The sequence below is a fragment of the Variovorax sp. YR634 genome, from assembly GCF_900106655.1.
Classification (GTDB): domain Bacteria; phylum Pseudomonadota; class Gammaproteobacteria; order Burkholderiales; family Burkholderiaceae_C; genus Variovorax.
In genome coordinates, this window is record NZ_FNOL01000006.1 from 240,669 (window position 1) to 265,810 (window position 25,142).

At 67.1% G+C, this 25,142-nt stretch carries 21 protein-coding genes; 11 read left to right on the top strand and 10 right to left on the bottom strand.

Annotated elements, in window-relative coordinates; translation table 11 throughout:
* Positions 1 to 22: 22 nt before the first annotated feature.
* The 4 genes from BLV60_RS13855 to BLV60_RS13870 all read right to left on the bottom strand — a co-directional run bounded on the left by BLV60_RS13855 (position 23) and on the right by BLV60_RS13870 (position 4,462).
* On the bottom strand, positions 23 to 1,195 hold the full coding sequence (locus BLV60_RS13855) for an MFS transporter (RefSeq protein ID WP_093055507.1): 1,173 nt from the start codon (positions 1,193 to 1,195) through the stop codon (positions 23 to 25).
* 2 nt (positions 1,196 to 1,197) lie between these two features.
* Complete coding sequence (locus BLV60_RS13860) at positions 1,198 to 2,823, bottom strand: MFS transporter (protein WP_093055350.1); 1,626 nt, start codon at positions 2,821 to 2,823, stop codon at positions 1,198 to 1,200.
* A gap of 29 nt (positions 2,824 to 2,852) precedes the next feature.
* Positions 2,853 to 3,623 carry an amino acid ABC transporter permease gene (locus BLV60_RS13865; protein ID WP_093055352.1) on the bottom strand — a complete coding sequence of 257 codons (771 nt, stop codon included), beginning with the start codon at positions 3,621 to 3,623 and terminating at the stop codon, positions 2,853 to 2,855.
* Positions 3,624 to 3,703: 80 nt separating this feature from the next.
* Positions 3,704 to 4,462: a basic amino acid ABC transporter substrate-binding protein gene (locus BLV60_RS13870; protein ID WP_093055354.1), complete on the bottom strand. Its 759-nt coding sequence runs from the start codon at positions 4,460 to 4,462 to the stop codon at positions 3,704 to 3,706.
* Between the two features lie 192 nt (positions 4,463 to 4,654).
* Here BLV60_RS13870 and BLV60_RS13875 point away from each other — a divergent pair, with 192 nt between their 5' ends.
* Positions 4,655 to 6,331, top strand: coding sequence for a M28 family metallopeptidase (locus BLV60_RS13875; protein WP_093055356.1), 1,677 nt, complete (start codon positions 4,655 to 4,657; stop codon positions 6,329 to 6,331).
* A 10-nt stretch (positions 6,332 to 6,341) separates the two neighbouring features.
* Here the strand turns inward: BLV60_RS13875 and BLV60_RS13880 are convergent, their stop codons facing one another.
* A complete protein-coding gene (locus BLV60_RS13880) occupies positions 6,342 to 6,839 on the bottom strand; it encodes an Lrp/AsnC family transcriptional regulator (protein WP_093055358.1) in 498 nt (165 codons plus the stop codon).
* 178 nt (positions 6,840 to 7,017) lie between these two features.
* Here BLV60_RS13880 and BLV60_RS13885 point away from each other — a divergent pair, with 178 nt between their 5' ends.
* The gene (locus tag BLV60_RS13885) at positions 7,018 to 10,629 is read left to right on the top strand and encodes an indolepyruvate ferredoxin oxidoreductase family protein (RefSeq protein WP_093055360.1); all 3,612 of its coding nucleotides are present in this window, start codon (positions 7,018 to 7,020) and stop codon (positions 10,627 to 10,629) included.
* A 22-nt stretch (positions 10,630 to 10,651) separates the two neighbouring features.
* Here the strand turns inward: BLV60_RS13885 and BLV60_RS13890 are convergent, their stop codons facing one another.
* Positions 10,652 to 11,737 carry a PDDEXK nuclease domain-containing protein gene (locus BLV60_RS13890; RefSeq protein ID WP_093055361.1) on the bottom strand — a complete coding sequence of 362 codons (1,086 nt, stop codon included), beginning with the start codon at positions 11,735 to 11,737 and terminating at the stop codon, positions 10,652 to 10,654.
* Positions 11,738 to 12,102: 365 nt separating this feature from the next.
* Here BLV60_RS13890 and yajC point away from each other — a divergent pair, with 365 nt between their 5' ends.
* From yajC to BLV60_RS13910, 4 genes are all read left to right on the top strand, one after another.
* Positions 12,103 to 12,435: a preprotein translocase subunit YajC gene (yajC, locus tag BLV60_RS13895; RefSeq protein ID WP_013544185.1), complete on the top strand. Its 333-nt coding sequence runs from the start codon at positions 12,103 to 12,105 to the stop codon at positions 12,433 to 12,435.
* 89 nt (positions 12,436 to 12,524) lie between these two features.
* Positions 12,525 to 14,408: a protein translocase subunit SecD gene (gene secD, locus BLV60_RS13900; RefSeq protein WP_093055363.1), complete on the top strand. Its 1,884-nt coding sequence runs from the start codon at positions 12,525 to 12,527 to the stop codon at positions 14,406 to 14,408.
* A gap of 18 nt (positions 14,409 to 14,426) precedes the next feature.
* Positions 14,427 to 15,380, top strand: a complete 954-nt coding sequence (secF, locus tag BLV60_RS13905) for a protein translocase subunit SecF (RefSeq protein WP_093055365.1) — start codon at positions 14,427 to 14,429, stop codon at positions 15,378 to 15,380.
* Positions 15,381 to 15,537: 157 nt separating this feature from the next.
* Positions 15,538 to 17,943 carry a DUF1631 family protein gene (locus tag BLV60_RS13910; protein ID WP_093055367.1) on the top strand — a complete coding sequence of 802 codons (2,406 nt, stop codon included), beginning with the start codon at positions 15,538 to 15,540 and terminating at the stop codon, positions 17,941 to 17,943.
* 12 nt (positions 17,944 to 17,955) lie between these two features.
* Here the strand turns inward: BLV60_RS13910 and BLV60_RS13915 are convergent, their stop codons facing one another.
* The 3 genes from BLV60_RS13915 to BLV60_RS13925 are packed head-to-tail and all read right to left on the bottom strand — an operon-like array spanning position 17,956 to position 20,899.
* Positions 17,956 to 18,474, bottom strand: a complete 519-nt coding sequence (locus BLV60_RS13915; RefSeq protein ID WP_093055369.1) for a Smg family protein — start codon at positions 18,472 to 18,474, stop codon at positions 17,956 to 17,958.
* Between the two features lie 34 nt (positions 18,475 to 18,508).
* Positions 18,509 to 19,648, bottom strand: a complete 1,140-nt coding sequence (gene dprA / locus BLV60_RS13920) for a DNA-processing protein DprA (RefSeq protein ID WP_093055371.1) — start codon at positions 19,646 to 19,648, stop codon at positions 18,509 to 18,511.
* Between the two features lie 33 nt (positions 19,649 to 19,681).
* The gene (locus tag BLV60_RS13925; protein WP_093055373.1) at positions 19,682 to 20,899 is read right to left on the bottom strand and encodes a LysM peptidoglycan-binding domain-containing protein; all 1,218 of its coding nucleotides are present in this window, start codon (positions 20,897 to 20,899) and stop codon (positions 19,682 to 19,684) included.
* 159 nt (positions 20,900 to 21,058) lie between these two features.
* On the opposite strand from BLV60_RS13925, the gene def reads away from it, so the two are divergent.
* The 5 genes from def to BLV60_RS13950 are packed head-to-tail and all read left to right on the top strand — an operon-like array spanning position 21,059 to position 24,135.
* Positions 21,059 to 21,577 (top strand): peptide deformylase, encoded by a 519-nt coding sequence (gene def, locus BLV60_RS13930; RefSeq protein WP_093055375.1) that lies wholly within the window; start codon positions 21,059 to 21,061, stop codon positions 21,575 to 21,577.
* Between the two features lie 5 nt (positions 21,578 to 21,582).
* Positions 21,583 to 22,095 (top strand): hypothetical protein, encoded by a 513-nt coding sequence (locus BLV60_RS13935; protein WP_093055377.1) that lies wholly within the window; start codon positions 21,583 to 21,585, stop codon positions 22,093 to 22,095.
* Positions 22,092 to 23,051, top strand: coding sequence for a methionyl-tRNA formyltransferase (fmt, locus tag BLV60_RS13940; protein ID WP_093055379.1), 960 nt, complete (start codon positions 22,092 to 22,094; stop codon positions 23,049 to 23,051). Before BLV60_RS13935 ends, fmt begins: the two co-directional genes overlap by 4 nt.
* Positions 23,051 to 23,791 (top strand): AzlC family ABC transporter permease, encoded by a 741-nt coding sequence (locus tag BLV60_RS13945; protein ID WP_093055381.1) that lies wholly within the window; start codon positions 23,051 to 23,053, stop codon positions 23,789 to 23,791. The genes fmt and BLV60_RS13945 overlap by 1 nt, the downstream gene beginning before the upstream one ends.
* A gap of 32 nt (positions 23,792 to 23,823) precedes the next feature.
* Positions 23,824 to 24,135, top strand: coding sequence for an AzlD domain-containing protein (locus BLV60_RS13950; RefSeq protein ID WP_093055509.1), 312 nt, complete (start codon positions 23,824 to 23,826; stop codon positions 24,133 to 24,135).
* A gap of 4 nt (positions 24,136 to 24,139) precedes the next feature.
* Here the strand turns inward: BLV60_RS13950 and BLV60_RS13955 are convergent, their stop codons facing one another.
* Entirely contained in the window at positions 24,140 to 25,114 is a 975-nt protein-coding gene (locus tag BLV60_RS13955; RefSeq protein WP_093055383.1) for a Bug family tripartite tricarboxylate transporter substrate binding protein, read from the bottom strand.
* Positions 25,115 to 25,142 lie beyond the last annotated feature (28 nt).

Here is a 25,142-nt window from a genome sequence, read left to right on the forward strand (position 1 = left end):
ACGGCGCGGGCGCCGGTGTCTTTCAGGCCGCCACGGCCTGCGTCTTGCGGCGCGGCCACGGAATGAGCAGGCATGCGCCGAGCAGCGTGACAACGCCCACCAAGCCGCAAAACAGGGTCACCGAAAAGCGCGGAACGACGGTGCCCAGCGCGAACGAGACCGAGAAGATGCCCAGGTTGAGCAGGCTCGCGTGGTACGAGTTGATGGTGCCTCGGCAGCGCTCGGACAGGGCGCTCAGCCTGGCATGGTGCAAGGGCCCGGCACAGCCGTAGCCGAAGGCCCATGGCAAGCCGAGCAGCGCCAGTTGGGCCATCGACTCGACCGGCAGCATGAAGCCGAGCAGGCCCACGGCCGCGACGAGCGCGGCGCCCGGCAATGCCGCTTCGCCCGCCATGCGCTGCAGCTTGCCGCTCGCGAGGTTGCCGCCGATCACGGCCAGCCCGTAGAAGCCCGCCAGCAAGCCGGTGTCGGTGGGAGACAGCGACAGCTTCCGCGAGGCGACTTCCGCCACCACCGCCCCGAACCCCGCGACCCAGCCGAGCCAGAGGTAGCTGGCCGACAGCCGGCGGCGGGCACCGGGCGTCTTCAGTGCTTCGCGGTGCGTGGCCATGAAGTCCATGTGCATCGCATGCGAGCCGGCGCCGGGTACGCGATCGGCGAAGGCGCGCGAAACCGCCAGCGCGGCCAGCACGGCGAGGGCGGCCAGCGCGTAGTAGGCCGACCGCCATCCCCACGTATCCGCCAGCCGCCCCGCCAGCACGGGCGTGAGAACGAACGCCAGCATCAGGCCGATGAAGACGTGGCCCAGGCGCCTGCCCACCTGCTCGGGCGGCGATTCGTCGGCCACCAGGGCCAGCGCGTTGGGCTGAACGACGGCCGCGCACACACCGGCCAACGCCGACAGGACGATGGCCGCCAGCAGATGGGGTGCACTGGGAATGAGCGCGCTGAGCAGCGCGAACCCGAGCAGCCCCGCCTGCAGCGGCCGCTTGCGTCCCCAGCGGTCCGACAGCGGTCCTGCCAGCAGGGCCACCGCGCCATAGCTGAGCCCGTAGGCGGCGGGCAGGTAGGCGATGGCGCTGGAGCGAACGCCGAAGTCGGCGCTCATGGCGCCCATCATCGGGCCGGCGAGCACCTCCGCCGAACCGATCAGGAAGAGGCAGCCGAAGAGCGTTGCGATCTGCGAGGTTTTCATGCTCATCGCCGCACCACATAGCGCGTGACCACGGGCGGCGATTCGCCGAGGTGAAAGGCCAGCCGCCGCTCGCGCAATGCCATGTCGCTGGCCGTCGCGCGGTTGAAGCGGCGCAGGTGGTCGGTCCACGACTCGTCGACGATCTGCTCCACGTAGCGCTCCGGCTGCGCGATGTCGTGCAGCAGCTCCCAGCCGATGGCGCCCTGGCTCAGGCGCGCGCGGCGGGTCTGCTGCATCACGAGGTGGAAGGCTGCGGCGCGGGCCGGGTCGATCATGAATTCGACGGTGATGACCACGCGGCCGTCTTCCTGCGGTGCCTCGGTCGGCGGGCCGGCGGCCCAGCCGGCCTGCGCGGGGCTGGTGTCGTCCTCGCCGCTCACGTCGGTCACCCAGCGCAGGGCCATGAGCATCAGCAGCGTGCCGCTGATGGCGGCGACGGAAAGGCTGGCGACCAGTGAGGTGACCGTGGCCACCTGCCCCCAGATCGCCGCGCCGATCGCGCTCGCGCCCATGATCGCCATCTGGTACATCGACATGCCGCGCGCGCGCACCCAGTCGGGCAGTGCGAGCTGGGCCGACACCGACAGCGAATTGGCCACCGTGATCCACGCCATGCCGCCGAAGAACATCGCCGGCACCGCAACCCATGCGTTGGGCGCGAAAGCCATCACGGCCGTGGCGCCCGACTGCAGCAGCGTGCCGCGCAGCACCAGCTGGTCGCGCCCCAGCGCCTGGCGCAGCCGAGGCAAGAACAGCACCGCGATGATCGCGCCCGCGCCCATGGCCGCCAGCAGCAGCGTGAAGGTGCCCGCGCCGCCGCCCTGGAGGTTGCGCGCCAGCAGCGGCAGCAGCGCCAGCAGTGCGGTCGAGTGAAAGAAGAAGATCGAGATGCGCGTGAGCACCGCGCGCATGCGCTGCGACTGCCGCACGAACTGCACGCCCACGCGCATCGCGCTGATGAGCTTCTCGCGGCCCAGCGGGTTGGGCGTGTGCTCGCGCCGCCAGCGCAGCACCACGAAGCCCGAGGCCACCGACAGCACCGCGTTCAGCGCAAAGACCCAGATGCTGCCCGCGCTCGCGATCAGCATGCCGGCCGTGAGCGGGCCGACGATGCGCGAGGCGTTCATCGCGATGCCGTTCAGGCCGAGTGCGGCCGGCAGCTGCGGCCGCGGCACCAGCTCGGGCACGATGGCCGCGAACACCGGCCAGCGCAGCGCCAGGCCGATGCCGTTGGCAAACGTGAGCGCCAGCAGCAGCGGCGCGGTCATGAGGTCGAGCGCCAGCGCGGCGCACAGCACGATGGCGGTGCCGGCCAGCCAGAACTGCGTGGCCACCAGCCAGCGCCGGCGGTCGAGGATGTCGGCCAGCGCGCCGCTGGGCAGGCCCAGCAGGAAAACCGGCAGCGTGGAGGCCGACTGCACCAGCGCCACCCAGATGGGCGAGGTGGTCAGCGAGGTCATCATCCACGCGGCGGCCACGTCGTTCATCCACATGCAGATGTTGGCGACGAGCCATGTGCTCCACAGCATGCGGAACACGGGGAGCTTGAGGGGCTCGAGGGCCGCGAGCTTCGTTGGCTGCGGCCGCGCGGGCGGGATCGGTGTCTCTTCGGGGGATATGGGCGGCATGTGCCGCTATTGTGGCGCGGCCTCTTCTCTCAACCCCGGTCGCTGCGTGCGAGGCGGTGTTCGAGGCGGCGCAGCATCGTCGTGAGCACCAGCGTCATCACCCAGTAGATGACCGAGATCGCGAGGTACGGCTCCCAGTAGCGCGCATAGGCGCCGGCCACGGTGCGCGCGGCATAGGCCAGCTCGGCCAGGCCGATGGCGGAGACCAGCGAGGTGTCCTTCAGCAGCGCGATGGCGTTGTTGCCCAGCGGCGGCAGCATGCGGCGGAAGGCCTGCGGCAGCACCACGTAGCGCATCACCTGCGCGGGCGAAAAGCCGATCGAGCGGCCGGCATCGAACTGCCCGCGCGAGATCGACTGGATGCCCGCGCGGAACACTTCGGAGATGTAGGCCGCCGAGTTGAGCGTGAGCGCCACCACGCCCGAGATGAGCGCGCCGTGCTCCTGCTTGAGCGTGCGCGCGAGTTCGCCGTCGATCAGGATGCCCGAGGTCGGGTGGATGAACACCGGCATCACTGCGAAGTGGATCAGCAGGATCTGCACGAACAGCGGCGTGCCGCGAAAGAAGCTCACGTACACCGTGGACGGCCAGCGCAGGAAGAAACGCGCCACCCAGGTCCACGGCGCATGGCGCGGGTGCGCCAGGCGTGCGAGCGCAAGGCACAGCCCCCAGCTGGAACCCAGCAGCACGCAGACCACCGTCATGCGCAGCGTCATCCAGGCGCCCTGCCAGAACAGGTCTTTGTATTCCACGAGGATGTCCCAGCGGAACCATCCGAAAAGCAGCACTGGTTGTTCCATGCTTGCGTCCTCAACTCTCAGTCAACGAAAAACGAAACGGCCGCGTGAGGGCGGCCGTGTTCAGGGAAATGCCGTGCGGCTCAGCGCACGTTCGGGTCCTTGTTGAACCACTTCTTGTAGATCGTCACGTAGCTGCCGTCGGCGCGAATGGCCGCGAGGCCGGCCGTGAGCTTGTCGAGCAGGGGCTTGTCGCCCTTCTTCACGACGATGCCGAAGCCTTCTTCGGGGAAGGACTTGTCGTCCAGCGTCTTCAGCTCGGGGTTCTGCGCCACGCGATAGGCGATCACGCCGTTGTCGCCCATGGCGGCATCGACGCCGCCGCCAGCCAGCTCGGAAATGATGAGCGGCGTGCTCTCGAAGCGGCGGATGTCGGGGTTGGTCTTGCCGAATTCGCGCGAGGCGATGTCGTCGGCGGTGGAGGCGCTGACCACGGCGATCTTCTTGCCGGCCAGGTCCTTCAGCGAGGCGACCTTGCTGTTCTTCGGCAGCGCGATCAGCTGGCGGGCCGCGAAGTAGGGAGGCGTGAAGTCGTAGCTCTGCTTGCGCTTCTCGTTGATGGTGACGCCCGAGATCACGAGGTCGACGTCGCCGTTGTTCAGCGCGCCGAAGATGCCGGTGAAGGGCGTGTTGACGATCTTGATCTTCAGGCCCTGCTGCTTGGCGATGGCGTTGATGATGTCGATGTCGAAGCCGACGATCTGCTTGTCCTTGTTCTCGAAGGCGAAGGGCGCGTAGGTGGCGCTGGAGGCCACCGTCAGTTCGCGGTTCTGGGCCTGGGCGCCAAGGGCGAGCGTGGCGGCAGCGAGGCCCAGGGCCAGGGCGCGGCGGAGTGGATTCATTCGGGGTCCTTGCTTTTTCGCCGTCCGGCGGGAGGTGGTGGGCGGGGATTTTAGGCTGTCGCTATCGGCCGCCCCCGGGGCGCTCCCTGGGGTGCGGGGCTAACTAAGGTTCTCCGGGAGAGATGAAGGGCATCGAGGAGCGATCGCGGCCTGCTGACTAGTATCCGGAGCTTCCCGGTTCAGGAGCCTTGCATGACGACCTCGCGGCTTGCTTTTCTTCTCTGTGGCATCGGCCTCACATGCAGCGCTGCGAGCGCGCTGGCGGCTGATCCTCCGGCGCCGCGCTTCGATCCGCAGCGCCTGTCGCAGATCGTGAAGACGGTTTCCGGCGACGACTTCGAAGGCCGCGCGCCGGCTACGCCAGCGGAGGCCAAGACGGTCGACTATCTCGTGGCCCAGTTCAAGGCCGCAGGCCTCGCGCCCGGCGGCGATCTTGAAAATGGCCGGCGTGGCTGGACGCAATCGGTGCCGCTGGTGAAGACCGAGTTCCGCGGTACGCCGCGGCTCATGCTCCAGGTGGGGGCTCATAGCGACGCGCTCGTGCAGGGCGAGCAGATCGCGGTGCGCGCCGCGCTCGACGGCTCGACCACGGTCGCGATCCAGCAGGCGCCGCTGGTGTTCGTGGGCTACGGCGTCAGCGCGCCCGAGCGGCGCTGGGACGACTACAAGGGCGTCGATCTGAAGGGCAAGATCGCCGTCGTGCTGGTGAACGACCCCGACTTCGAAACCGGCAGCGGAGACTTCGGCGGCAAGGCAATGACCTACTACGGCCGCTGGACCTACAAGTTCGAAGAGGCCGCGCGCCGTGGTGCGCTGGGCGTGCTGATCGTGCACGAGACCGCTCCTGCCGCCTATGGCTGGGCCACGGTCAAGAACTCCAACACTGCGACCATGCTCGACATCGAGCGCGAAAAGCCGGCCGCCGTGCATCCGAAGCTGGAGGGCTGGATCCAGCGCGAGGTGGCGGTCGATCTGCTGCGCCGCGCAGGCCTGGACTTCGAGGCGCAGAAGAAGCTGGCGCAAACGCGCGAGTTCCAGCCGCAGCTACTGAAGGACGCGAGCCTGTCGGCCGAGTACGCGATCGACCGGCAGGTGATCGTCTCGAAGAACGTGGTGGGCCGTGTCGAGGGCCGCAAGCGGCCCGGCGAGACGGTGATCTACAGCGCCCACTGGGACCACCTGGGCGTGGGCGCGCCCGATGCCAGGGGCGACAGGATCTACAACGGCGCGGTCGACAACGGCACCGGACTGGCCGCGCTGATCGAGATGGGCCGCGCCTTCGCGAGCGCGCCCAGGAAGCCCGAGCGCTCCGTCGTCTTCCTGGCCGTGACGGCCGAGGAACGCGGCCTGCTGGGCTCCGAGTACTACGGCGCCAAGCCGCTGTATCCGCTGGCGCGGACCGTGGCTGTCATCAACATGGATGCGCTCGGCCCGGAAGGCCCGGCGCGCAATTTCAGCACCTCGGGCAGCGCGGCCTCGCAATTGCAGGATCTGCTGGTCGAGCAGGCCAAGGGCTTCGGCCTGGCCTATGCGCCGGACCCGCACCCCGAAGCCGGCTATTTCTTCCGCTCCGACCATTTCTCGTTTGCCAAGCGTGGTGTGCCGGCCTTGTCCTTCGCCTCCGGCAACGACCTGGTGGAAGGCGGCCTCGCGGCCGGCGAAGCGGCCAGCAAGGCCTACACCGCCGAGCGCTATCACCAGCCGGCCGACGAATGGCGCGCCGACTGGTCCTTCACCGGCATGGCGCACGACCTGCCGCTGCTCTATCGCGTGGGCGAGACGCTAGCCAACAGCCGCCGCTGGCCGGAGTGGGGGCAGGGGTCGGAATTCCGCGCGATCCGTGAGGCCAGCCGAGGGGAGCGGCGCTGATCCAAGACGCCTAAGACGCGCGCGTCCGAGCGGAACCGCCGAGATGGCCCAGCGGCAGTGCGCTGCTGGCCTTTACCTCGCCCAGCGAGAAGCTGGTGTGCAGGTCTTTCACGTTCGGCAGGTTCATGAGGTGCTGGCGCGCGAAGGTCGAGAAGCTGTCGAGGTCCTGCGCCACCACCTGCAGCTCGAAGGTGCCGGTGCCGCTGATGTAGTGGCAGGCGATCACGTCGGGCAGCTTGCGGATCGCGTCTTCGAGCCTGCGGGTGGCCTCGTGCGTGACGCGCTCGGTGTCCACGCGCACGAAGGCGAGCACGCCCAGGCCGATCTTGTGGCGGTCGATTTCGGCGTGGTAGCCCTTGATGAAGCCGGCCTCTTCCAGCGCGCGCACCCGGCGCCAGCAGGGCGCAGCCGAGAGGCCCACGCGCTGCGCAAGCTCGGCGTTCGTGAGGCGGCCGTCGGCCTGCAGTTCTTGCAAGATTGCGAGGTCGAACTTGTCAATGCTTTCCATGGATGGCAATCTTAAGCAAGATTCTTTCTGGAAGCGGGTTTTTCAGGGCAAAGAACGCAAACACCTGTCGCGGACCCCGGCATACACTTTGCACGATCATGGGCTCGTGCCCTACCCGGGCACAGACCCACAGTAATCAGCCAGGCTCACAAGGCCCTGCCATACGGAGACAAAGAACATGAATGCACCGCTACCTGCGCACATTCGCAAGGCCCTGGAGACCGTCACGCTCGACGACAAATATTCTCTGGACTACGGCCGTGCCTTCATGAGCGGCGTCCAGGCCCTCGTCAAGCTGCCCATGCTGCAGCGCCTGCGCGACCAGCAGGCCGGCAAGAACACCGCCGGCTTCATCAGCGGCTACCGCGGCTCCCCGCTCGGCGGCTACGACCAGGCGCTGTGGAAGGCCAGCAAGTTCCTCAAGGAACAGAACATCGTCTTCCAGCCCGGCGTGAACGAAGAGCTGGCCGCCACCGCGCTGTGGGGCACCCAGCAGCTGGGCTTCTCCCCGCAGGGCACCAACAAGTTCGACGGCGTCTTCGGCATCTGGTACGGCAAGGGCCCGGGCGTGGACCGCTGCTCCGACGTGTTCAAGCACGCCAACATGGCCGGCACCACCGAGTTCGGCGGCGTGATCGCTGTGGCGGGCGACGACCACATCTCCAAGAGCAGCACGGCCGCGCACCAGAGCGACCACATCTTCAAGGCCTGCGGCACGCCGGTGTTCTTCCCGGCGAACGTGCAGGAAATTCTCGACCTGGGCATTCACGCCTTCGCGCTGAGCCGCTTCTCGGGCGTGTGGTCGGGCATGAAGACGATCCAGGAAATCGTCGAGTCCAGCGCCACGGCCATGATCGACCCCGAGCGCGTCGAGATCGTCATTCCCACCGACTTCGAAATGCCGCCCGGCGGCCTGCACATCCGCTGGCCCGACCATGCGCTGGAGCAGGAAGCCCGGCTCATGCACTACAAGTGGTACGCCGCGCTGGCCTACATCCGCGCTAACCGGCTGAACCACAACGTCATTCAGGGCCCGAACGACCGCTTCGGCATCATGGCCAGCGGCAAGGCCTACAACGACACCCGCCAGGCGCTGATCGACCTGGGCCTGGACGACGCGGCCTGCCGCCAGCTCGGCATTCGCCTGCACAAGGTGGGCGTGGTGTGGCCGCTGGAAGCGCAGCTCACGCGCGAATTCGCCACCGGCCTGCAAGAGATTCTGGTGGTCGAGGAGAAGCGCCAGGTCATCGAATACCAGCTCAAGGAAGAGCTCTACAACTGGCGCCCCGACGTGCGGCCCAACGTGGTCGGCAAGTTCGACGAGGGCGAGGTGCATGCGGCCGAGGGCTACTCGGGCGGCGAATGGTCGATGCCCAACCCGACCTCCCACACGCTGCTGCGCGCCAACGCCGACCTGAACCCCGCGCTCATCGCCAAGGCCATCGCCACGCGCCTGAAGAAGACCGGCCTGCTGGCCGCCGCCGGTGCCGACATGGCCGCGCGCATCGACGCGCAGCTCGCCATCCTCGAAGCCAAGGAGCGTTCGATGGTGGTGCAGCAGGCTTCCACCAGCGTGGTCGACGCCACGCGCCAGCCCTGGTTCTGCTCGGGCTGCCCGCACAACACCAGCACCGTGGTGCCCGAAGGCTCGCGCGCGATGGGCGGCATCGGCTGCCACTTCATGGCGACCTGGATGGACCGCTCCACCATCGGCTTCACGCAGATGGGCGGCGAGGGCGTGCCATGGGTGGGCCAGCAGCCCTTCACGACCGACCAGCACATCTTCGCGAACCTGGGCGACGGCACGTACTTCCACAGCGGCCTGCTCGCCATTCGCCAGAGCATCGCGGCGGGCGTGAACATCACCTACAAGATCCTCTACAACGACGCGGTCGCCATGACGGGCGGCCAGCAGGTCGGCGAACGGCCCGAAGGCCACTCGGTGCTGCAGATTGCCGAGAGCCTGCATGCCGAGGGCGCCAAGAAGGTTGTCATCGTCACCGACGAGCCCGAGAAGTACGAGGGCGTGAACATCCCCGGCGACCACGTGCAGGTCAAGCACCGCGACCTGCTCGACGACGTGCAGCGCGAGTTCCGCAAGATCCCCGGCACCACGGCCATCATCTACGACCAGACCTGCGCCACCGAGAAGCGCCGCCGCCGCAAGCGGGGCACAGCCGTCGATCCGGCCAAGCGCGTGGTCATCAACGAGCTGGTCTGCGAAGGCTGCGGCGACTGCAGCGTGCAGAGCAACTGCCTGAGCGTGGAGCCGCTGGAGACCGAATTCGGCCGCAAGCGCACCATCAACCAGAGCAGCTGCAACAAGGACATGAGCTGCCTGAAGGGCTTCTGCCCGAGCTTCGTGACGGTCGAAGGCGGCCAGCTCAAGAAGAAGGGCAAGAACAAGGCGGCCACGCCGGCCGAGTTCGGCCTGATGCCCGAGCCCGCGATTCCGTCGCTGGTGGGCGGCAAGGTCTGGGGCGTGGTGGTGGCGGGCGTTGGTGGCACCGGCGTGATCACCATCGGCCAGCTGCTGGGCATGGCTGCGCACATCGAGGCCAAGGGCATCGTCACGCAGGACGCGGCCGGCCTTGCGCAAAAGGGCGGCGCCACCTGGAGCCACGTGCTCATCGGCGACACGCAGGACGACATCCGCACCACGCGCGTGGGCACCGCGGCGGCCGACCTGATCCTGGCCTGCGATCCGCTGGTCACGGTGAATGCCGAAACCATGGCGCGCATGCGCGAAGGGCGCACGCACGTGGCGCTCAACAGCCACAGCGCACCGACGGCCGCCTTCGTGCGCAACGCCAACTGGCAGAACCCCGAAGACGCCTGCGCAGCCGAGATCGCGCGCGCCGTGGGCATCGACGGCATGGGCACCTTCGACGCCGACGCCGCCGCGACCACGCTGATGGGCGACACCATCTACGTCAACCCGATGATCCTGGGCTACGCCTGGCAGAAGGGCTGGATCCCGCTGGAGCACGAGTCGCTGATGCGCGCCATCGAGCTGAACGCCGTGGCGGTCGAGAACAACAAGACGGCGTTCGAATGGGGCCGCCAGGCAGCGGTGCGCCCCGAAGAGCTGCAAAAGCGCGTGCGCCCTGGCCAGGTCATCGAGTTCAAGAAGCGCGAGTCGGTCGAGGCCATCGTGGCGCGCCGCGTGGAGTTCTTGACCGGTTACCAGAACGCGGCCTATGCCGACGAATACAGGCAGTTCGTGGGCAAGGTGCAGCAGGCCGAGTCGGCCACCGGCAAGAGCACGGCGCTGACCGAGGCGGTCGCGCGCTACCTGTTCAAGCTGATGGCATACAAGGACGAGTACGAAGTCGCCCGCCTGCACACCGACCGCACTTTCCTCGATCGCGTCGAGGGCATGTTCGAAGGTGACTACAAGCTCAACTACCACCTGGCTCCGCCGATCATCGCGAAGAAGAACTCCAAGGGGCAGCTGCAGAAGCAGAAGTTCGGCCCATGGATGCTCACTGGTTTCAGGTTCCTCGCGAAGCTCAAGGGCCTGCGCGGCACGGCGCTCGACATCTTCGGCCGCACCGAAGAGCGCAAGACCGAGCGCGCGCTGATCGGCGAATACCGCGCCAGCATCGAGGAAGTGATCGGCGCCCTGCGCGCCGACAACCACGCGCTGGCGCTGGAGATCGCCAGCCTGCCCGAGCAGATCCGCGGCTACGGCCACGTGAAGGATCGCAACCTGGCAGCGACCCGCACCCGCTGGAGCGAGCTGATGGCCAAGTGGCGCAATCCGCAGGCGCAGCGCGTGGCGGCCTGATCCAGGATTGCTGGAGGTCGGCTCAGTCGGTCTTGTCCGCGAGCCGGCCGTCGAGCCGGGCGCGTGCAGCCAGCAGGGCGCCGTGAATCTTCTGTTCGAATACTTCGCGAGGCGGCAGGACGGTGAGGTATTCCGCCACGTGAATGCCTGACTTGTTCAGCTCGAGCAGTTCGATCTGCTCCTGCTTCTTGCCGGTGCAAAGAATGATGCCCAGCGGGGGCGCATCGCCCGGCTCCTGGTCGTGGCGGGCCAGCCAGCGCAGGTACAGCTCCATCTGGCCCTTGTACTCGGCGCGGAATTCGCCCAGCTTCAGCTCGATCGCCACCAGGCGGCGCAGCTTGCGGTTGTAGAAGAGCAGGTCGATGTAGAAATCGTCGTTGTCGAGCTGGATGCGCCGTTGCCGAGCGACAAAGCTGAAGCCCGCCCCGAGCTCGAGCAGAAAGCTCTCCAGCTCGCGCAGGATGGCGTCCTCGAGATCCTTCTCCAGATGGCGGTCCTGCAAGCCAAGGAAGTCGAGCACATAGGGGTCTTTCAACAGCAGCGCCGGCTCGGTGGGGTTCTGGCGCTGCAGTTCGTCGAGTTCCTGGCGGATCAACACGTCGGGCTGGCGCGAGACCGCGGTGCGTTCGTAGAGCAGCGAGCCAATGCGCTCCCGCAGCGTACGGACGCTCCAGCCTTCCAGTTGGCACATCTGTGCATAGAAGTCGCGGGCGAGCGGGTCCTTGACCGGCAGCAACGCGAGAAAGTGCGTCCAGCTCAAATGTCGTATCAGTGGCACGACAATTTGCTCGGACGGGAACACCTCGGCGAACTGCACCATGCGCCGGAGGTTCTTCTCCTCGAAACCGCGTCCGTAGTCGCTCGCCAATTGTCGCGACAGCGTTGCGACAATTTCTTCCCCGTAGCCGGCGCGCTGGCCCCCAAGCACTTCGGTGCGGATGCGCTGGCCAATGCGCCAGTACATGAGCGTCAGCCCCGCGTTCACGGCGGCGACGGCCGTTTGCCGGGCTTGCTCGATCAGTTGCCGCAGGTCTGCCAGGAGGGGATCCGGCCCCTCGTGAAGCGCCGGTGTGGCGTTGGCTGTCGTCAAGCTATTGCGCTTGCTCATGGAGGCTCCTTGCTTTGCGCGTCATGCGGGTGGAATTGTCCGGCGGCTGTCACCTCGGCCTCCACGTGCAATACGGTGTAGTCCGGAAAAGAGCTGAAAGCCGGTGATATTTGCAGGAATTGCTATCAAAAATGCAGCAAATGCGGGGCCTGGAGGCTTCCTGAAAGCCCCGCGCGTCGCGCCGGGATAGCGCCCTGAGAGGCGCCGCGCCCCGAATACAATGCCCGGTGCTGTGCGCGGCCAAGCCCCGCCAAGCTTTGATTTGCGGCCCGTTTCCCTTGTGGCCGCGAAGCCGCGAAAGAGGCGGAATGACGGACCCCGGTCCGCGCTCCTCTCGTTTTCTCTTCCCTCTGCTGGAGACTCTCTTGTTCATTTCCTCTGCTTTCGCCCAGACCGCGCCCGCTGCAGCCGGCGGCGGTGACATGTTGTCTTCCCTCGGCAGCATGCTGCCCCTGGTGCTGATGTTCGTGGTGCTGTATTTCGTCATGATCCGGCCCCAGATGAAGCGCCAGAAGGAAGCCCGCGCCATGATCGAAGCCCTGGCCAAGGGCGACGAAGTCGCCACCGCCGGCGGCGTGCTCGGCAAGATCACCTCGCTGGGCGACCAGTACCTCGGCCTCGAGATCGCCAACGGCATCGAGATCAAGATCCAGCGCAGCGCCGTCGTGCAGGTCCTGCCCAAGGGCGCCGTCAAATAAAAGCGTGAGCCGAGCCTTGCGCTTTGCGGCGCAGGGCCCCATTTCACGCCGTGTTCCATTTCTGAAAAGCTTGTAAAAAGCGCCCTCTCATGAACCGTTACCCGGTCTGGAAGTACGCGATCATCGTGATCGTGTTGCTCGTGGGACTCGTCTACGCCCTGCCCAATTTCTTCGGTGAGGCGCCTGCAGTGCAGGTGTCGGCGGCCAAGTCCACCGTCAAGATCGACGCGGCTACCCAGGCCAGGGTCGAAGGCCTGCTCAAGACGGCCGGCCTCACGCCCGATCTGCTGAGCCTCGAACCCACCGCGGTGCGTGCGCGCTTTGCCACCACCGACGACCAGATCAAGGCACGCGACACGCTGCAGCAGGCGCTGGTGCCCGATGCGGACGACCCCTCCTACGTGGTGGCGCTGAACCTGGTGTCGCGCTCGCCCTCGTGGCTGACCGCGCTGCACGCCTTCCCGATGTACCTGGGCCTCGACCTGCGCGGCGGCGTCGACTTCCTGCTGCAGGTCGACATGCGCGGCGTGCTCGACAAGAAGGCCGAGTCCTTCGCCGGCGACATCCGCATGGGCCTGCGCGAAAAGAAGGTGCGCGGCAGCGCCGTGAACCGCAACGGCCAGACCGTCGAGATCACGCTGCGCGACGCCGACAGCGTGGAAACCGCCCGGCGCCTGATCCAGGACCAGATGCCCGACCTCACCACGGTCGAGAGCCAGCAGGGCTCCGAATGGCGCATCGTGGCCAGCATCAAGCCCGAAGCCGCGCGCCGCATCCAGGACGCGGCACTCAAGCAGAACGTGACCACGCTGCACAACCGGATCAACGAACTCGGCGTGGCCGAGCCGGTGATCCAGCAGCAGGGCATCGACCGCATCGTCGTGCAGCTGCCCGGCATGCAGGACCCGGCCCAGGCCAAGCGGATCATCGGCCGCACCGCCACGCTCGAAATGCGCCTGGTGGACGAAAGCGCCGAAGGCCGCTCGGCCGAACTGAATGGCGGCCCGGTGCCCTTCGGCTCCGAGAAATTCCTCGACCGCTCGGGCCGTCCGGTGATCGTGAAGAAGCAGGTGCTGGTCACCGGCGAGAACCTCACCGACGCGCAGCCCGGCTTCGACCAGCAGAGCAACCAGCCCAAGGTCGACCTGACCATGGACTCCAAGGGCGGCACCATCATGCGTGACGTCAGCCGCGAGAACTACAAGAAGCGCATGGCCATGCTGATCTTCGAGAAGGGCAAGGGCGAAGTGCTCACGGCCCCGTCGATCAACGGCGAGCTGGGCAACCGCTTCCAGGTGTCGGGTTCGATGACCGTGGCCGAAGCCAACGACCTCGCGCTGCTGCTGCGCGCCGGCTCGCTGGCCGCGCCGATGGAAATCATCCAGGAACGCACCATCGGCCCGACGCAGGGCGCGGAGAACATCAAGAAGGGCTTCGACAGCGTGATGTACGGCTTCGCCGCGATCATGGTGTTCATGTGCATCTACTACGCGCTGTTCGGCCTGTTCTCGTCGATCGCGCTGGCCGTCAACCTGATGCTGCTGGTGGCCATTCTCTCGATCCTGCAGGCCACGCTCACGCTGCCGGGCATCGCGGCCATGGCGCTTGCCATCGGCGTGGCCATCGACTCCAACGTGCTGATCAACGAACGCGTGCGCGAAGAACTTCGCAACGGGGCGTCGCCGCAGGCGGCCATTCATGCGGGCTACGAGCGTGCCTGGGGCACCATCCTCGACTCCAACGTGACCACGCTGATCGCGGGCATCGCGCTGCTGGCCTTCGGCTCGGGCCCGGTGCGCGGCTTCGCGGTGGTGCACTGCATCGGTATCGTCACCTCGATGTTCTCGGCGGTGTTCTTCTCGCGCGGGCTTGTGAACTTCTGGTACGGCCAGAAGAAGAAGCTCAAGACGGTGTCCATCGGCACGGTCTGGCGCCCCAAGACCGACGGCGCTGCCGTGGCCGAAACGAAGTAAGAGGCAGAAGAGACAGTCATGGAATTCTTCCGCATCCACAAGACCATCCCGTTCATGCGCCACGCGCTGGTGCTGAACATCGTTTCCTTCGTCACCTTCGCGCTGGCGGTGTTCTTCCTGCTCCACCGCGGGCTGCACCTGTCGGTGGAATTCACCGGCGGCACGGTGATGGAGGTTGCCTACACGCAGTCGGCCGATGTCGGCAAGGTCCGCGAAATCGTCGGCACGCTGGGCTACACCGAAGTGCAGGTGCAGAGCTTCGGCAAGTCGGTGCAGATCCGCCTGCCTGTGAAGAAGGGCGCAACTTCCGCCCAGCAGAGCGCCGAGGTGATGACCGCGCTGAAGGCAGCCGAACCGACGGTGGAACTGCGCAGCAACGAATTCGTCGGCCCGCAGGTCGGCGACGAGCTCACCACCAACGGCCTGAAGGCCCTGGCCATGGTGGTCGTCGGCATCATGATCTACCTAGCGTTTCGCTTCGAATGGAAGTTTGCGCTGGCTACCGTGCTGGCCAACCTGCACGACGTGGTGATCATCCTGGGCTTCTTCGCCTTCTTCCAGTGGGAGTTCTCGCTGGCGGTGCTGGCGGCGGTGCTGGCGGTGCTGGGGTATTCGGTGAACGAGTCGGTCGTGATCTTCGACCGGATCCGCGAGAACTTCCGCCGCTACCGGAAGATGTCGACCACCGAGATCATCGACAACGCGATCACCTCGACCATCAGCCGCACCATCATCACCCACGGCTCCACCCAGCTGGTGGTGCTGTCGATGTTCTTCTTCGGCGGCCCGACCCTGCACTACTTTGCGCTGGCACTGACCATCGGCATCTGCTTCGGCATCTACTCGTCGGCCTTCGTGGCGGCGGCAATCGCCATGTGGCTCGGCGTGAAGCGCGAAGACCTGATCAAGGGCGGCCCGGCCAAGCGCGACGGCGAGTCCGAAGACGACCCGAACGCCGGCGCCGTGGTCTGACGGATACTTCGGGGTTCAACAAAGCGGTGGCGGCAATGCTGCCACCGCGGTCCGCAGGCAACGCCGGGTACTCTTCGCACTTGTGCGGTAGCGCTTCCCGATGCAAGCTCGCGGTTGTTGCCGATGAATCGATCACCCAGGCCTTTCCGACTTTTCAATGAGCATTGCGCGGTCCGCCTCTTCCCTGCAGCTCGCACGCGAGACGCGTGAGCGTTTCGTGTTGGCCACGGAAGGCGCCATTGCGCCGCTGGCGCGCGCGATCCGGGACCGGCTGACGTCGCTGTCCTCCGAGGCCGGCACCGCCCGCTCCATGCAGGAAAACCGCGACGACTTCGTCGCATTCCAGGGACAGGCCACGCAGTGGGTGACGCTCTCGCAGACCGGCTGGCGCAAGGCGCTGGGCGCCGGCTCCGGCAGTCCGTCGACGCTGCCTTCGGCGCTGCGGCTCGAGCTGATCGGCGACGAAGTGGTGGAAAGCAACATCCTCTCCTCGCGCCTCGCGCAGCTGATCCACGACAAGGCCAGCTTCGAACTCAGCGACCTGCGCCTGCGCATCCAGCACTTGGAAGGCACCACCGAACTCGACGCCAAGGACGTGCTCAAGCCCGAGACGCTGGCCAAGCTGCTGGTCGAGCAATGGCTGGCGGTCGGCCTGAGCCGCGGGCTCTGGACCCGCGTGCAGGACACGGTGCAGCAGGGTCTGGTCGAGGTGGTCGTCAAGGCCTACGAGAGTGCCAATGCCTATCTGATCGCCAATGGCGTGATGCAGGAGATCGACCTCAAGAGCTTCGTCCGTCGCACTGGCAGTGCGGGGGGCGGCGGTGGCAGCGGTGGTGGATCGGGCGCCGCGCCGGTGGACAGCGGCATGTCCTCCGGCGGACCCCACAGCGCGCAGCGGCCTGGTTATGGATTCGGAGGACAGCAGGCATCCGTGCCGTCGACCGTGGCCGCGGCGCCCGCGTCGACCACCGGCGGCTCGCCGCTCTCAATTGCGCGGCAGCGAGCGCAGACCGCGCTGCTGAGCCTCAAGCGCTTCGTGACGGCGCGCATCGGCGGCGAGGCGGGCGGCTCCGCCGCACAGTTCCAGACTGCGGGCGCGGAAGGGCGCGCCACGGGTGGCAGCGGCCAACCGGGCCAGGGCGGCGGCATTGCGGCGCCCCGCGTGTTCTCCAGGACCTTCGCCGGTGCCATCGCCGACGCCGAGGTCGCCTACCGGATGGCTGCCACGCAGTACATGGACGGCGCGGCCGAACAGGCCACGCTGATCCAGCAGACGGCGGTCGACCTGCGCCGGCGCAGCACCGAGCTCAAGAAACGCGCGCCCACCACGGCCGACAAGGCCACGGTCGAGATCGTGGCGCTGATGTTCCAGGCCATCCTTGCCGAGGAGCGCATTCCGTTTTCGGCGCGCGTGTGGTTCGCGCGCCTGCAGATGCCCGTGCTGCGCGTGGCCATCGCCGAGCCCGAGTTTTTCGGCACCCTGCAGCACCCCGCACGCATGCTGATCGACCGCATGGGCTCGTGCGTCATGGGCTTCGACGCGGCAGCCATCACCGGCAGCGCGCTCGAAGGCGAGATCCGCCGCGTGGTGCAGGTGATCGAGCAATACCCTGAAACCGGCCAGCGCGTGTTCAAGCTGGTGTTCGACGAGTTCGTTGCCTTCCTCAACCGCTACCTGACGCAGAGCGACACCACGCAGCGCGTGATGAGCGTGGCGCAGCAGGTCGAGCAGAAGGAAACGATGGCGATCCAGTACACCATCGAGTTGCGCAAGATGCTCAACGACATGCCGGTGCGCGACGAGATCCGCGAGTTCCTTTTCAAGATCTGGGCTGAGGTGCTGGCCATTGCCGCGCTGCGCTACGGCGCGCAGGGCGAGCAGACCGTCATGCTCAAGCGCGTGGCCTCTGAGCTGGTGTGGGCCGCGAGCGCCAAGCCCAACCGCACCGACCGCGCCCGCGTCATCCAGGACCTGCCGCAGCTGCTGCAGCGCCTGCGCCAGGGCATGGCGCTGCTGGGCATCGTCGACGAGCCGCAGGAAGCTCACATCAAGACCATCGGCGCCACGCTGTCCGACGCCTTCCTGTCGAAGACCGAAGCCATTCCGCAGGCCAAGATCGAGGCGATGGCCGAGCGGCTGGCGCACCTGGAAGACTTCGTGAGCGACGTGGGCGGCACCGCCGACCTGCCGCTCGATGCCCACAGCATCGAACTGCTGCTGGGCGTGGATGCAGCGTCGATCGAAGTCATTCCGGACGCCGCCGGCGCCAGGGTGCCCGAGGACATGATTGCCTGGGCGCACGAGCTGCAGGTGGGCAACTGGTTCATGCTCGACCATAACGACCGCGTGAGCCAGGTGCAGTTCGTCTGGCGCAGCGAGCGCAAGCAACTGCATCTGTTCGCGACGTCGGACGGGCGCAGCTTCCTTATTCAAGCCGGCCGGCTCGCAACCTACCTGCAGGCGGGCCTGCTGGTGCCGGCGGAAGAAGAAACGCTCACGGTGCGCGCCACGCGCGAGGCGCTGGCGAAGCTGGATGCCAACCCGGAACGGCTGCTGAACTAGCGGCGAGCCTGGTCAGTGAGCCGTGCGGCCTTCGCGGCTTTCGCACAGTTCGTCGAGCACCAGCGCATCGGGCTCGATGCCGGTGCTCCAGTGCACCATCAACACGATGATCTTCAGCTCGTCGAGCGCCACCGGGTCGCCGGGCGCCGCCATTGCGCGCTCGACGACGATCTCGCGCAAGCCGCAGGGCAGCACGTTCGACGATTCGAGAAAGCGGATGAAGCCGAGGCACTCGGCACCAAGGTGCTCCTGCTCGGCCTGCGAATAGACGCGCATCGCGTCGTCAGATTGGGGCATTGCCGCTTCGGGTGTGCCCCGAAGAATGACCGTGGCGCTGGCCTCGTCGTTGGCGCTGCGTTCGATCTGCATGCCTTGCGTTGCAAGGCTGAGGCCGTCGAGCCAGTGAAGGGCCTCGCGGATTTCTTCTGCCTCGAAGCCGTGTGCACTGAGCTTGCGGCCCAGTTGCTCCGGCTCTGGGCAGGCATCGCCGCGCCAATAGTTTTCGTACACAAAAACAAGCACTTCGAACATGAGCCCAATATAGCCGACGTTCGTGCAATCCAGACTAGGTGGAAGCCGCTCGCTGGAAGAGTCCGCCCGGCAGGCGTGAGATATGGCCTTCCAGCTCGAGTTCGAGCATCTTCGCCTGCAGCGCGGCCGCACTCCATCCGGTGCGCGCGCTCAGTGCGTCGAGGCTGACGGGGTCGAAGCCGAGGGCCTCCAGCAGCGGGTCTTCGGTGGTGGCGGCAGGGTGCCCGTTGCCGGCAGAGGGAGCGGCCGCAGCTGGTGCCCCGAGGGGCGGAAGTTCTTCGAGGATGTCGCTCACCGACTCCACCAGCTTCGCGCCCTGGCGGATCAGCGCGTGGCAGCCGCGCGATTGCGGCGAATGGATCGAGCCCGGAATGGCGAACACTTCCTTGCCCTGCTCCGAAGTGAGCCGCGCGGTGATCAGCGAGCCCGACTGCAGCGCCGCCTCGACCACCAGCGTGCCGCGCGCCAGCCCGGCGATCAGCCGGTTGCGCTTCGGAAAATTCTGCGTGAGCGGCGGCGTGCCCAGCGGCAGCTCGCTCACGATCAGCCCCTGCAGCGTGATGCGGTGCGCCAGGTCGCGGTGCCGCGCGGGGTAGACGCGGTCGAGCCCGGTGCCCACCACGGCCACCGTCGCGAGCCGCGGGGCGTCGCCGGCCGCATCGAGCGCGCCCTGGTGCGCCGCACCGTCGACGCCCAGCGCCAGTCCTGAGACCACGGGCAAGCCCGCCTCGCCCAGCGCCCGCGCGAAGCTGCGCGCATTGGTCGCGCCCTGCGGCGTTGGATTGCGGCTGCCCACCACGGCAATGCTGTGACCCAGTTGCGTGAGGTCGAAGCCGGCGGCGCCGACCACGTAGAGCATCAACGGCGGGTCGGCCATTTCGAGCAGCGAGGCCGGGTAGCTGGCATCGCCCAGCGTCACGACACGGCGCGAGACACCGTTGTCGGTCGTGTGGAGCCACTGCCAGGTCTGGTCGATCTGTGTCTGCAAGCCCACGGGCGGTTGCAGCAACGCCTCGGCCTGCGCAGAAGAGACGACCTCGCGCAGCGCGGCATGCGGCTGCGCGAAGACGCCCTCGGGCAGGCCAAAGGCCGCGAGCAAACGGCGCGCGGCACCGTCACCGATGCCGCGCGTCAGTGAAAGTCGCAGCCAGCCTGCGAGTTCTGCGCGTTCCAAACGAGTGTCGAGAAGGAAAGCCGGAGTCGCAGGTCAGGGATTGACGAGGAAGTCGCCGGCGCGCGGAGTGTCGTTGATTTCGAGCACCAGCGCGTACGAAACCTTCTCGAAGGTGCGGAACACCATCAGCAGGCCGATGCGTTCGTTAGGCAGCTTGATGGTTTCCTTGCGGGCGCCGGTGCGGTCGAGGATAGTCTCGCCGTTCTTCAGGATGGCCAGCACGTGGCCGTTGTCGATGCCGTCGCGCGTGCCCTTGTTGATGGCCACCACCTGGTTCTGTGCCGCGAACTGCACCGCGTTGCCGTAGACCGAGATGATGCGGCCGTCGACCTGCGTCGACGGTGCGCGCGGCACGTAGCTCAGCAGCTGGCGCGGCGGCTCGGGCAGCAGGCGGTCGCCGGCGCGCATTTCCTCGCGCGACGCGATGATGTCGATGCTGGCGGGCACCACGGTGATGACGTCCTTGTCTTCCACCGTTTCGACGGTGGTCGATTCGCCGCGCTGTAGCCGGGCCTTGCCCAGGTACTGAGCCTCGTAGCCGAGGATTTCGCCCGTGCCCGGGTCCTTCAGCGGCGTGGCGTTGCGGAAGATGCGGAAGTTCTGCACCGGGCCCGGCACCTCGACCAGCGGCGATTCGGCGTTGCCGCGGGCATAGGCCCGGTCGCCGCGCGACAGCAGCACGCGGCTGTCGTTGCCCGCGACGATGCGCGGGGCGCTTTCCAGCGTGCCGGCGTCCACCACGATGGGTTCGCTGAGGAAGGGCTCGATGATGCTCGGGTTGAGCGTGGGCAGTGCCATGCCGGCCAGCGAGTCGAAACGGGTGCGAGGTGACAGCTTGATGGTTCCGCCGTCGCCGCTGAAGCCGCCGCGGCGGGTGGTCAGGCGGGCGCGGCCACCGCTCTTGTCCAGGTAGAGCACCTGGCCCGGATAGATCCGGTGCGGGTTGGCGATTTCATTGATGTTCATGCCCCACAGCTCCGGCCAGCGCCAGGGGTGCAGCAGGTAGAGGCGGGAGATGGCCCAGAGCGTGTCGCCGGACTTGACGGTGTATTCGTCGGGCGCCTTGGGCGACAGTTCGTTCAGCGGCACGCCGGCCTGGGCGGTCTGCTGGGCGGTGGCGCGCTGCTGCGGCGTGACGGGGTAGTTTTGAGCCCAGGCTGTCGTGGCGCCGCAACTGCCGATCACCGCCAGGGCTGTCAGCGTGGCAAGGAGGGAGGGGCGCTGGCGGTCGGTGAGTCTGAGCTTTTTCATGTCTGGATGGGTGAGCGCGCGACGTATCGCTGCGCATACGAATCTCACAATTTGCTACGAATTCTGCGCTGAACCCCTTGGGAGGGCAACGTTTTCGGGGCCAGATGGCGCGTCACGTCGCGGAATTGGCGAAAATAGCCACAACTTTCCCCCGATTTCATGGCCAAACGAATCATTCTGAGTTACCCGGACAAACGCCTGCACACCGTGGCCAAGCCGGTGCAAGGCGTCGACGCACGCATCAAGACCCTGGTCGCCGACATGCTGGAAACCATGTACGACGCCAACGGCATCGGCCTGGCAGCGACCCAGGTCGACGTGCACGAGCGCCTCGTCGTCATCGACGTGTCCGAGGAGCGTAACCAGCCGATCGTGCTCATCAATCCCGAAATCACCTGGGCCAGCGACGAAAAAGTGCTGAATGAAGAAGGCTGCCTCTCGGTGCCCGGCATCTACGACGGCGTGATGCGCTCGACATCGGTCAAGGTGCAGGCGCTCGACGAGAACGGCGAATCGCGCAGCATCGAGGCCGACGGCTTGCTGGCCGTGTGCATCCAGCACGAACTCGACCACCTGCTGGGCAAGGTGTTCGTCGAATACCTCTCCCCCCTGAAGCGCAACCGCATCAAGAGCAAGCTGCTGAAGCAACAGCGCGAAGACATGCGGGAACGGGCTTGAACGCCATGGCGGCACGGCGCTTCGGCTCCCTTGCGGCACTGGGGGTCTTCGCGGTCGCCGGGCTGGGACTCATTGCCGGCTGCGCCAACGAACCCACGCGCGTGCAACCCGGTGCCACCGCCGCCGACACCCTGCAGCGCCTGGGCGCCCCCACCGGCCGCTACCCGCTCACCGGTGGTGGCGAGCGGCTGCAGTACTCGCGCATGCCGGCCGGCTTTGAAGTCACCGACATCGACGTCGACGCCTCGGGCAAGGTCGTCTCGGTGACGCAGGTTCTCAGCGAAGCGCGCTTCGGCTACGACATCAAGGTCAACCAGTGGCGCCAGAACGACGTGATGGCCTTCTACGGCCGTCCCTATGAAATCACCCGTGTCAGCTCCTTTGACGGCGCGGTCTGGACCTGGCGCTACAAGGCCGTGAACGAGCGCCGCATGCTGTACATCTACATCGATCCGACCGGCGTGGTCCGGCGCTATCACACGGGGGACGATCTCGATTTCGATCGGATCCGGGATTGAGCCGCCTCAGAGTCGTTTTTGCGGGCACGCCCGAGTTCGCGCGCGTCGCCCTCGAAGCCATTGCCGCCGCCGGCCATGACATCGTGCTGGTGATGAGCCAGCCCGACCGCCCCGCCGGCCGTGGCATGAAGCTGCAGGCCTCCCCCGTCAAGCAGTGTGCTGTTGCCAACAACTGGCCCGTGGCCCAGCCGCGCAGCCTGCGACTGGATGGCAAGTACCCCGACGAGGCTTCGGCCGCACGCGACACCCTGCTGGCCGCCAGGCCCGACGTGATGGTGGTCGCGGCCTATGGCCTGATCCTGCCCCAGTGGGTGCTCGACCTGCCGGCGCACGGCTGCCTCAACATCCACGCCAGCCTGCTGCCGCGCTGGCGCGGCGCTGCGCCCATCCACCGCGCCATCGAGGCGGGCGACGCCCAGACCGGCATCACCATCATGCAGATGGACGCCGGCCTCGACACCGGCGACATGCTGCTGCGCGAGGCCGTCGACATCGGCAGCGATGACAACACCGCGCGCCTGCACGACCGCCTGGCCGATCTGGGCGGAAAGATGATCGTCGAGGCGCTGTCGCGCATCGGCACGCTCACTCGCACGCCGCAGCCCGCCGAAGGCGTCACCTACGCCAACAAGGTCGAGAAGCACGAAGCGCTGATTGACTGGGCCCAGCCGGCCGACGCCATCGTGCGCCGCATTCGCGCCTTCGACCCGTTCCCGGGGGCCAACAGCCCGCTCGACGGCGAGACCGTCAAGCTCTGGGCCGCCCACTCTGCGGGTTCGCCCGAGGCGTCTGCTGCGCCGGGCACGATCCTGGCCGTCAGCGATGCCGGTGTGGCCGTCGCGGCCGCCGGCTCGGTCGTCAACGTCACCGAACTCCAGCGTCCGGGCGGCAAGCGCCTGCCCGTGGCCGATTTCCTGCGCGGCTTCGACCTGAAGCCCGGGCAGGTGTTCGGCTGATGTTTCTCTCGAAAAGCATCCGCAGCCGCCCTGAATTCCGCGTCGGCATGCGCGACATGTCCCCGGTGGCGATGGGCATCGGCGCCTGGGGCCTCATGACCGGCGTGGCCATGGTCAAGTCGAACATGAGCACGGTCGAGGCGCTCGCGATGACGCTGCTGGTCTACGCGGGCAGCTCGCAACTCGCAGCCATTCCGCTGCTGTTTGCCGGCGCCCCCGCCTGGGTGATCCTGGCGACGGGCTTCTGCGTCAACCTGCGCTTCGTGGTGTTCAGCCTGCACCTGCGGCCCTACCTCATGCACATGCCGCGCTGGCGCCGCATGACGCACGGCTACCTCACGGCCGACATGAGCTACGCGCTCTTCACGAAGAAGTACCCGAAGCCGCCGCTGACCATCGCCGAGCAGGAGTCGCAAGAGGCCTACCTCACCGGCAACTACTTCGTGACCTGGGGCGCCTGGATGGGCATGAGCCTGCTGGGCGTGGCGCTGGCCAACTTCATTCCGCAGACCTGGGGCCTGAGCTTCGCGGGTGTGCTGAGCCTGGTCGCCATCGTCTGCTCGATGGCAACGACGCGCCTGCGCGTGCTGGCCGCGCTGATTGCCGGCGCCACTGCCGTCGCGGCTTACTCGCTGCCGCTGAAACTCAACATCGTGGTCGCCATCGGCGTGGCCGTTCTGCTGTGCTTCTGGCTCGAAAAGCAGTTCGGCCTCGACCCCACGGCGGAGGACGACAAGTGAGCGGCGCGAGCGCGACCACCGACTGGTGGACCATGGGCGTGATCGTCGGGCTGGCGCTCGTCACCGTGCTCACGCGCTGCTTCTTCTTCATCCTCGACCGGCCCTGGGGCCTGCCCGAGTGGGCGCACCGCGCGCTGCACTACGCGCCGGCCGCCGCGCTCGCGGGCGTGATCGCGCCCGAGATCGTCATGACGCAGGGCCACCTCATCACCACGCTGCACGACGCCCGCCTGTATGCGGCGGTCGTCGGCGCGGCGTATTTCTACTGGCGGCGTGGTGTGCTGGGCACCATGCTGGCCGGCATGGCGGTGTACCTGCCTTTGCACCTCGGCCTGGGCTGGTAGCGGGTCAATCCAGCTTCACGCCGGCGGCCGCAATGATCTTGCCCCAGCGCTCGCTCTCGGCGCGAGACAGCTTGTAGAAATCCTGCGGTGTTCCGGGCAGCGCCTCGAAGCCGAAGTCCGCGAACAGCTTCACCACCTTCGGCGCCTTCATCGCCTTGTGCAGTTCGCCGTTGAGCCGCGCCACCGTTTCGGGCGGCATGCCGGCCGGGCCGATCAGGCCGTGGAAGGCGTAGGCGTTGACGTCGCTGAAACCAGCCTCGACGAAGGTCGGCACCTCGGGCAGGGCGCTCGCCCGCTGCGGCAGCGCAATGGCCAGCACCCGCACCTTGCCCGACCTGATGATCGGCAGGCCCGAGGCCAGGTCCAGCATCATCGTCGGCACCTGGCCGCCCATCACGTCGGTCATGGCGGGCGCGGCGCCCTTGTACGGCACGTGCGTGATCGTCAGGCCGGCCTTCTGCTTGAAGAGCTCCATCGCCATGTGGTGCGGCGAGCCGTTGCCGGGCGAGGCGTAGCTCACCTTGTCGGGGTTGGCCTTCACGTAGCGCACGAACTCGGCCACGTTCTTCGCGGGAAAGTCGGGGTGCACCACCAGCGCCACCGGAAAGCGGCCGATGGTGCCGATGTAGGTGAAGTCGCTCGCAGGCTTGTACGGCAGCTTGGCGAACATGTGCTCGTTGAAGAGCAGCGCCGCGTTCTCGGCCTGCATGATCGTGTAGCCATCAGGCTTGGCCTGCATCATCACGGACACGCCGATGTTGGTGGACGCGCCGGGCCGGTTGTCGATGATGAGCGGCTGCCCGAGCGAAGGCTGCATCGCCTCGGCGAGCGTGCGAGCCAGGTTGTCGGTGCCACCGCCGGCCACGTAGGGCACGATCCATTTGACGGGCTGGCTGGGGTAGGCGGCCGGCTGCGCCGGTGCAAGGCTGCTGGCCAGCGTGAGGGCTGCGCCCAGCAGGGGCAGAAGGAATCGCTTCATCGTCTCTTGTCTCCGTTGCTTGTTTTGA

Coding starts and splice junctions, on each gene's coding strand:
- BLV60_RS13855 (WP_093055507.1), bottom strand. CDS start 1,195: ATGAAAACCTCGCAGATCGCAACGCTCTTCGGCTGCCTCTTCCTGATC.
- BLV60_RS13860 (WP_093055350.1), bottom strand. CDS start 2,823: ATGCCGCCCATATCCCCCGAAGAGACACCGATCCCGCCCGCGCGGCCG.
- BLV60_RS13865 (WP_093055352.1), bottom strand. CDS start 3,623: ATGGAACAACCAGTGCTGCTTTTCGGATGGTTCCGCTGGGACATCCTC.
- BLV60_RS13870 (WP_093055354.1), bottom strand. CDS start 4,462: ATGAATCCACTCCGCCGCGCCCTGGCCCTGGGCCTCGCTGCCGCCACG.
- BLV60_RS13875 (WP_093055356.1), top strand. CDS start 4,655: ATGACGACCTCGCGGCTTGCTTTTCTTCTCTGTGGCATCGGCCTCACA.
- BLV60_RS13880 (WP_093055358.1), bottom strand. CDS start 6,839: ATGGAAAGCATTGACAAGTTCGACCTCGCAATCTTGCAAGAACTGCAG.
- BLV60_RS13885 (WP_093055360.1), top strand. CDS start 7,018: ATGAATGCACCGCTACCTGCGCACATTCGCAAGGCCCTGGAGACCGTC.
- BLV60_RS13890 (WP_093055361.1), bottom strand. CDS start 11,737: ATGAGCAAGCGCAATAGCTTGACGACAGCCAACGCCACACCGGCGCTT.
- secD (WP_093055363.1), top strand. CDS start 12,525: ATGAACCGTTACCCGGTCTGGAAGTACGCGATCATCGTGATCGTGTTG.
- secF (WP_093055365.1), top strand. CDS start 14,427: ATGGAATTCTTCCGCATCCACAAGACCATCCCGTTCATGCGCCACGCG.
- BLV60_RS13910 (WP_093055367.1), top strand. CDS start 15,538: ATGAGCATTGCGCGGTCCGCCTCTTCCCTGCAGCTCGCACGCGAGACG.
- BLV60_RS13915 (WP_093055369.1), bottom strand. CDS start 18,474: ATGTTCGAAGTGCTTGTTTTTGTGTACGAAAACTATTGGCGCGGCGAT.
- BLV60_RS13925 (WP_093055373.1), bottom strand. CDS start 20,899: ATGAAAAAGCTCAGACTCACCGACCGCCAGCGCCCCTCCCTCCTTGCC.
- def (WP_093055375.1), top strand. CDS start 21,059: ATGGCCAAACGAATCATTCTGAGTTACCCGGACAAACGCCTGCACACC.
- BLV60_RS13935 (WP_093055377.1), top strand. CDS start 21,583: ATGGCGGCACGGCGCTTCGGCTCCCTTGCGGCACTGGGGGTCTTCGCG.
- BLV60_RS13945 (WP_093055381.1), top strand. CDS start 23,051: ATGTTTCTCTCGAAAAGCATCCGCAGCCGCCCTGAATTCCGCGTCGGC.
- BLV60_RS13950 (WP_093055509.1), top strand. CDS start 23,824: ATGGGCGTGATCGTCGGGCTGGCGCTCGTCACCGTGCTCACGCGCTGC.
- BLV60_RS13955 (WP_093055383.1), bottom strand. CDS start 25,114: ATGAAGCGATTCCTTCTGCCCCTGCTGGGCGCAGCCCTCACGCTGGCC.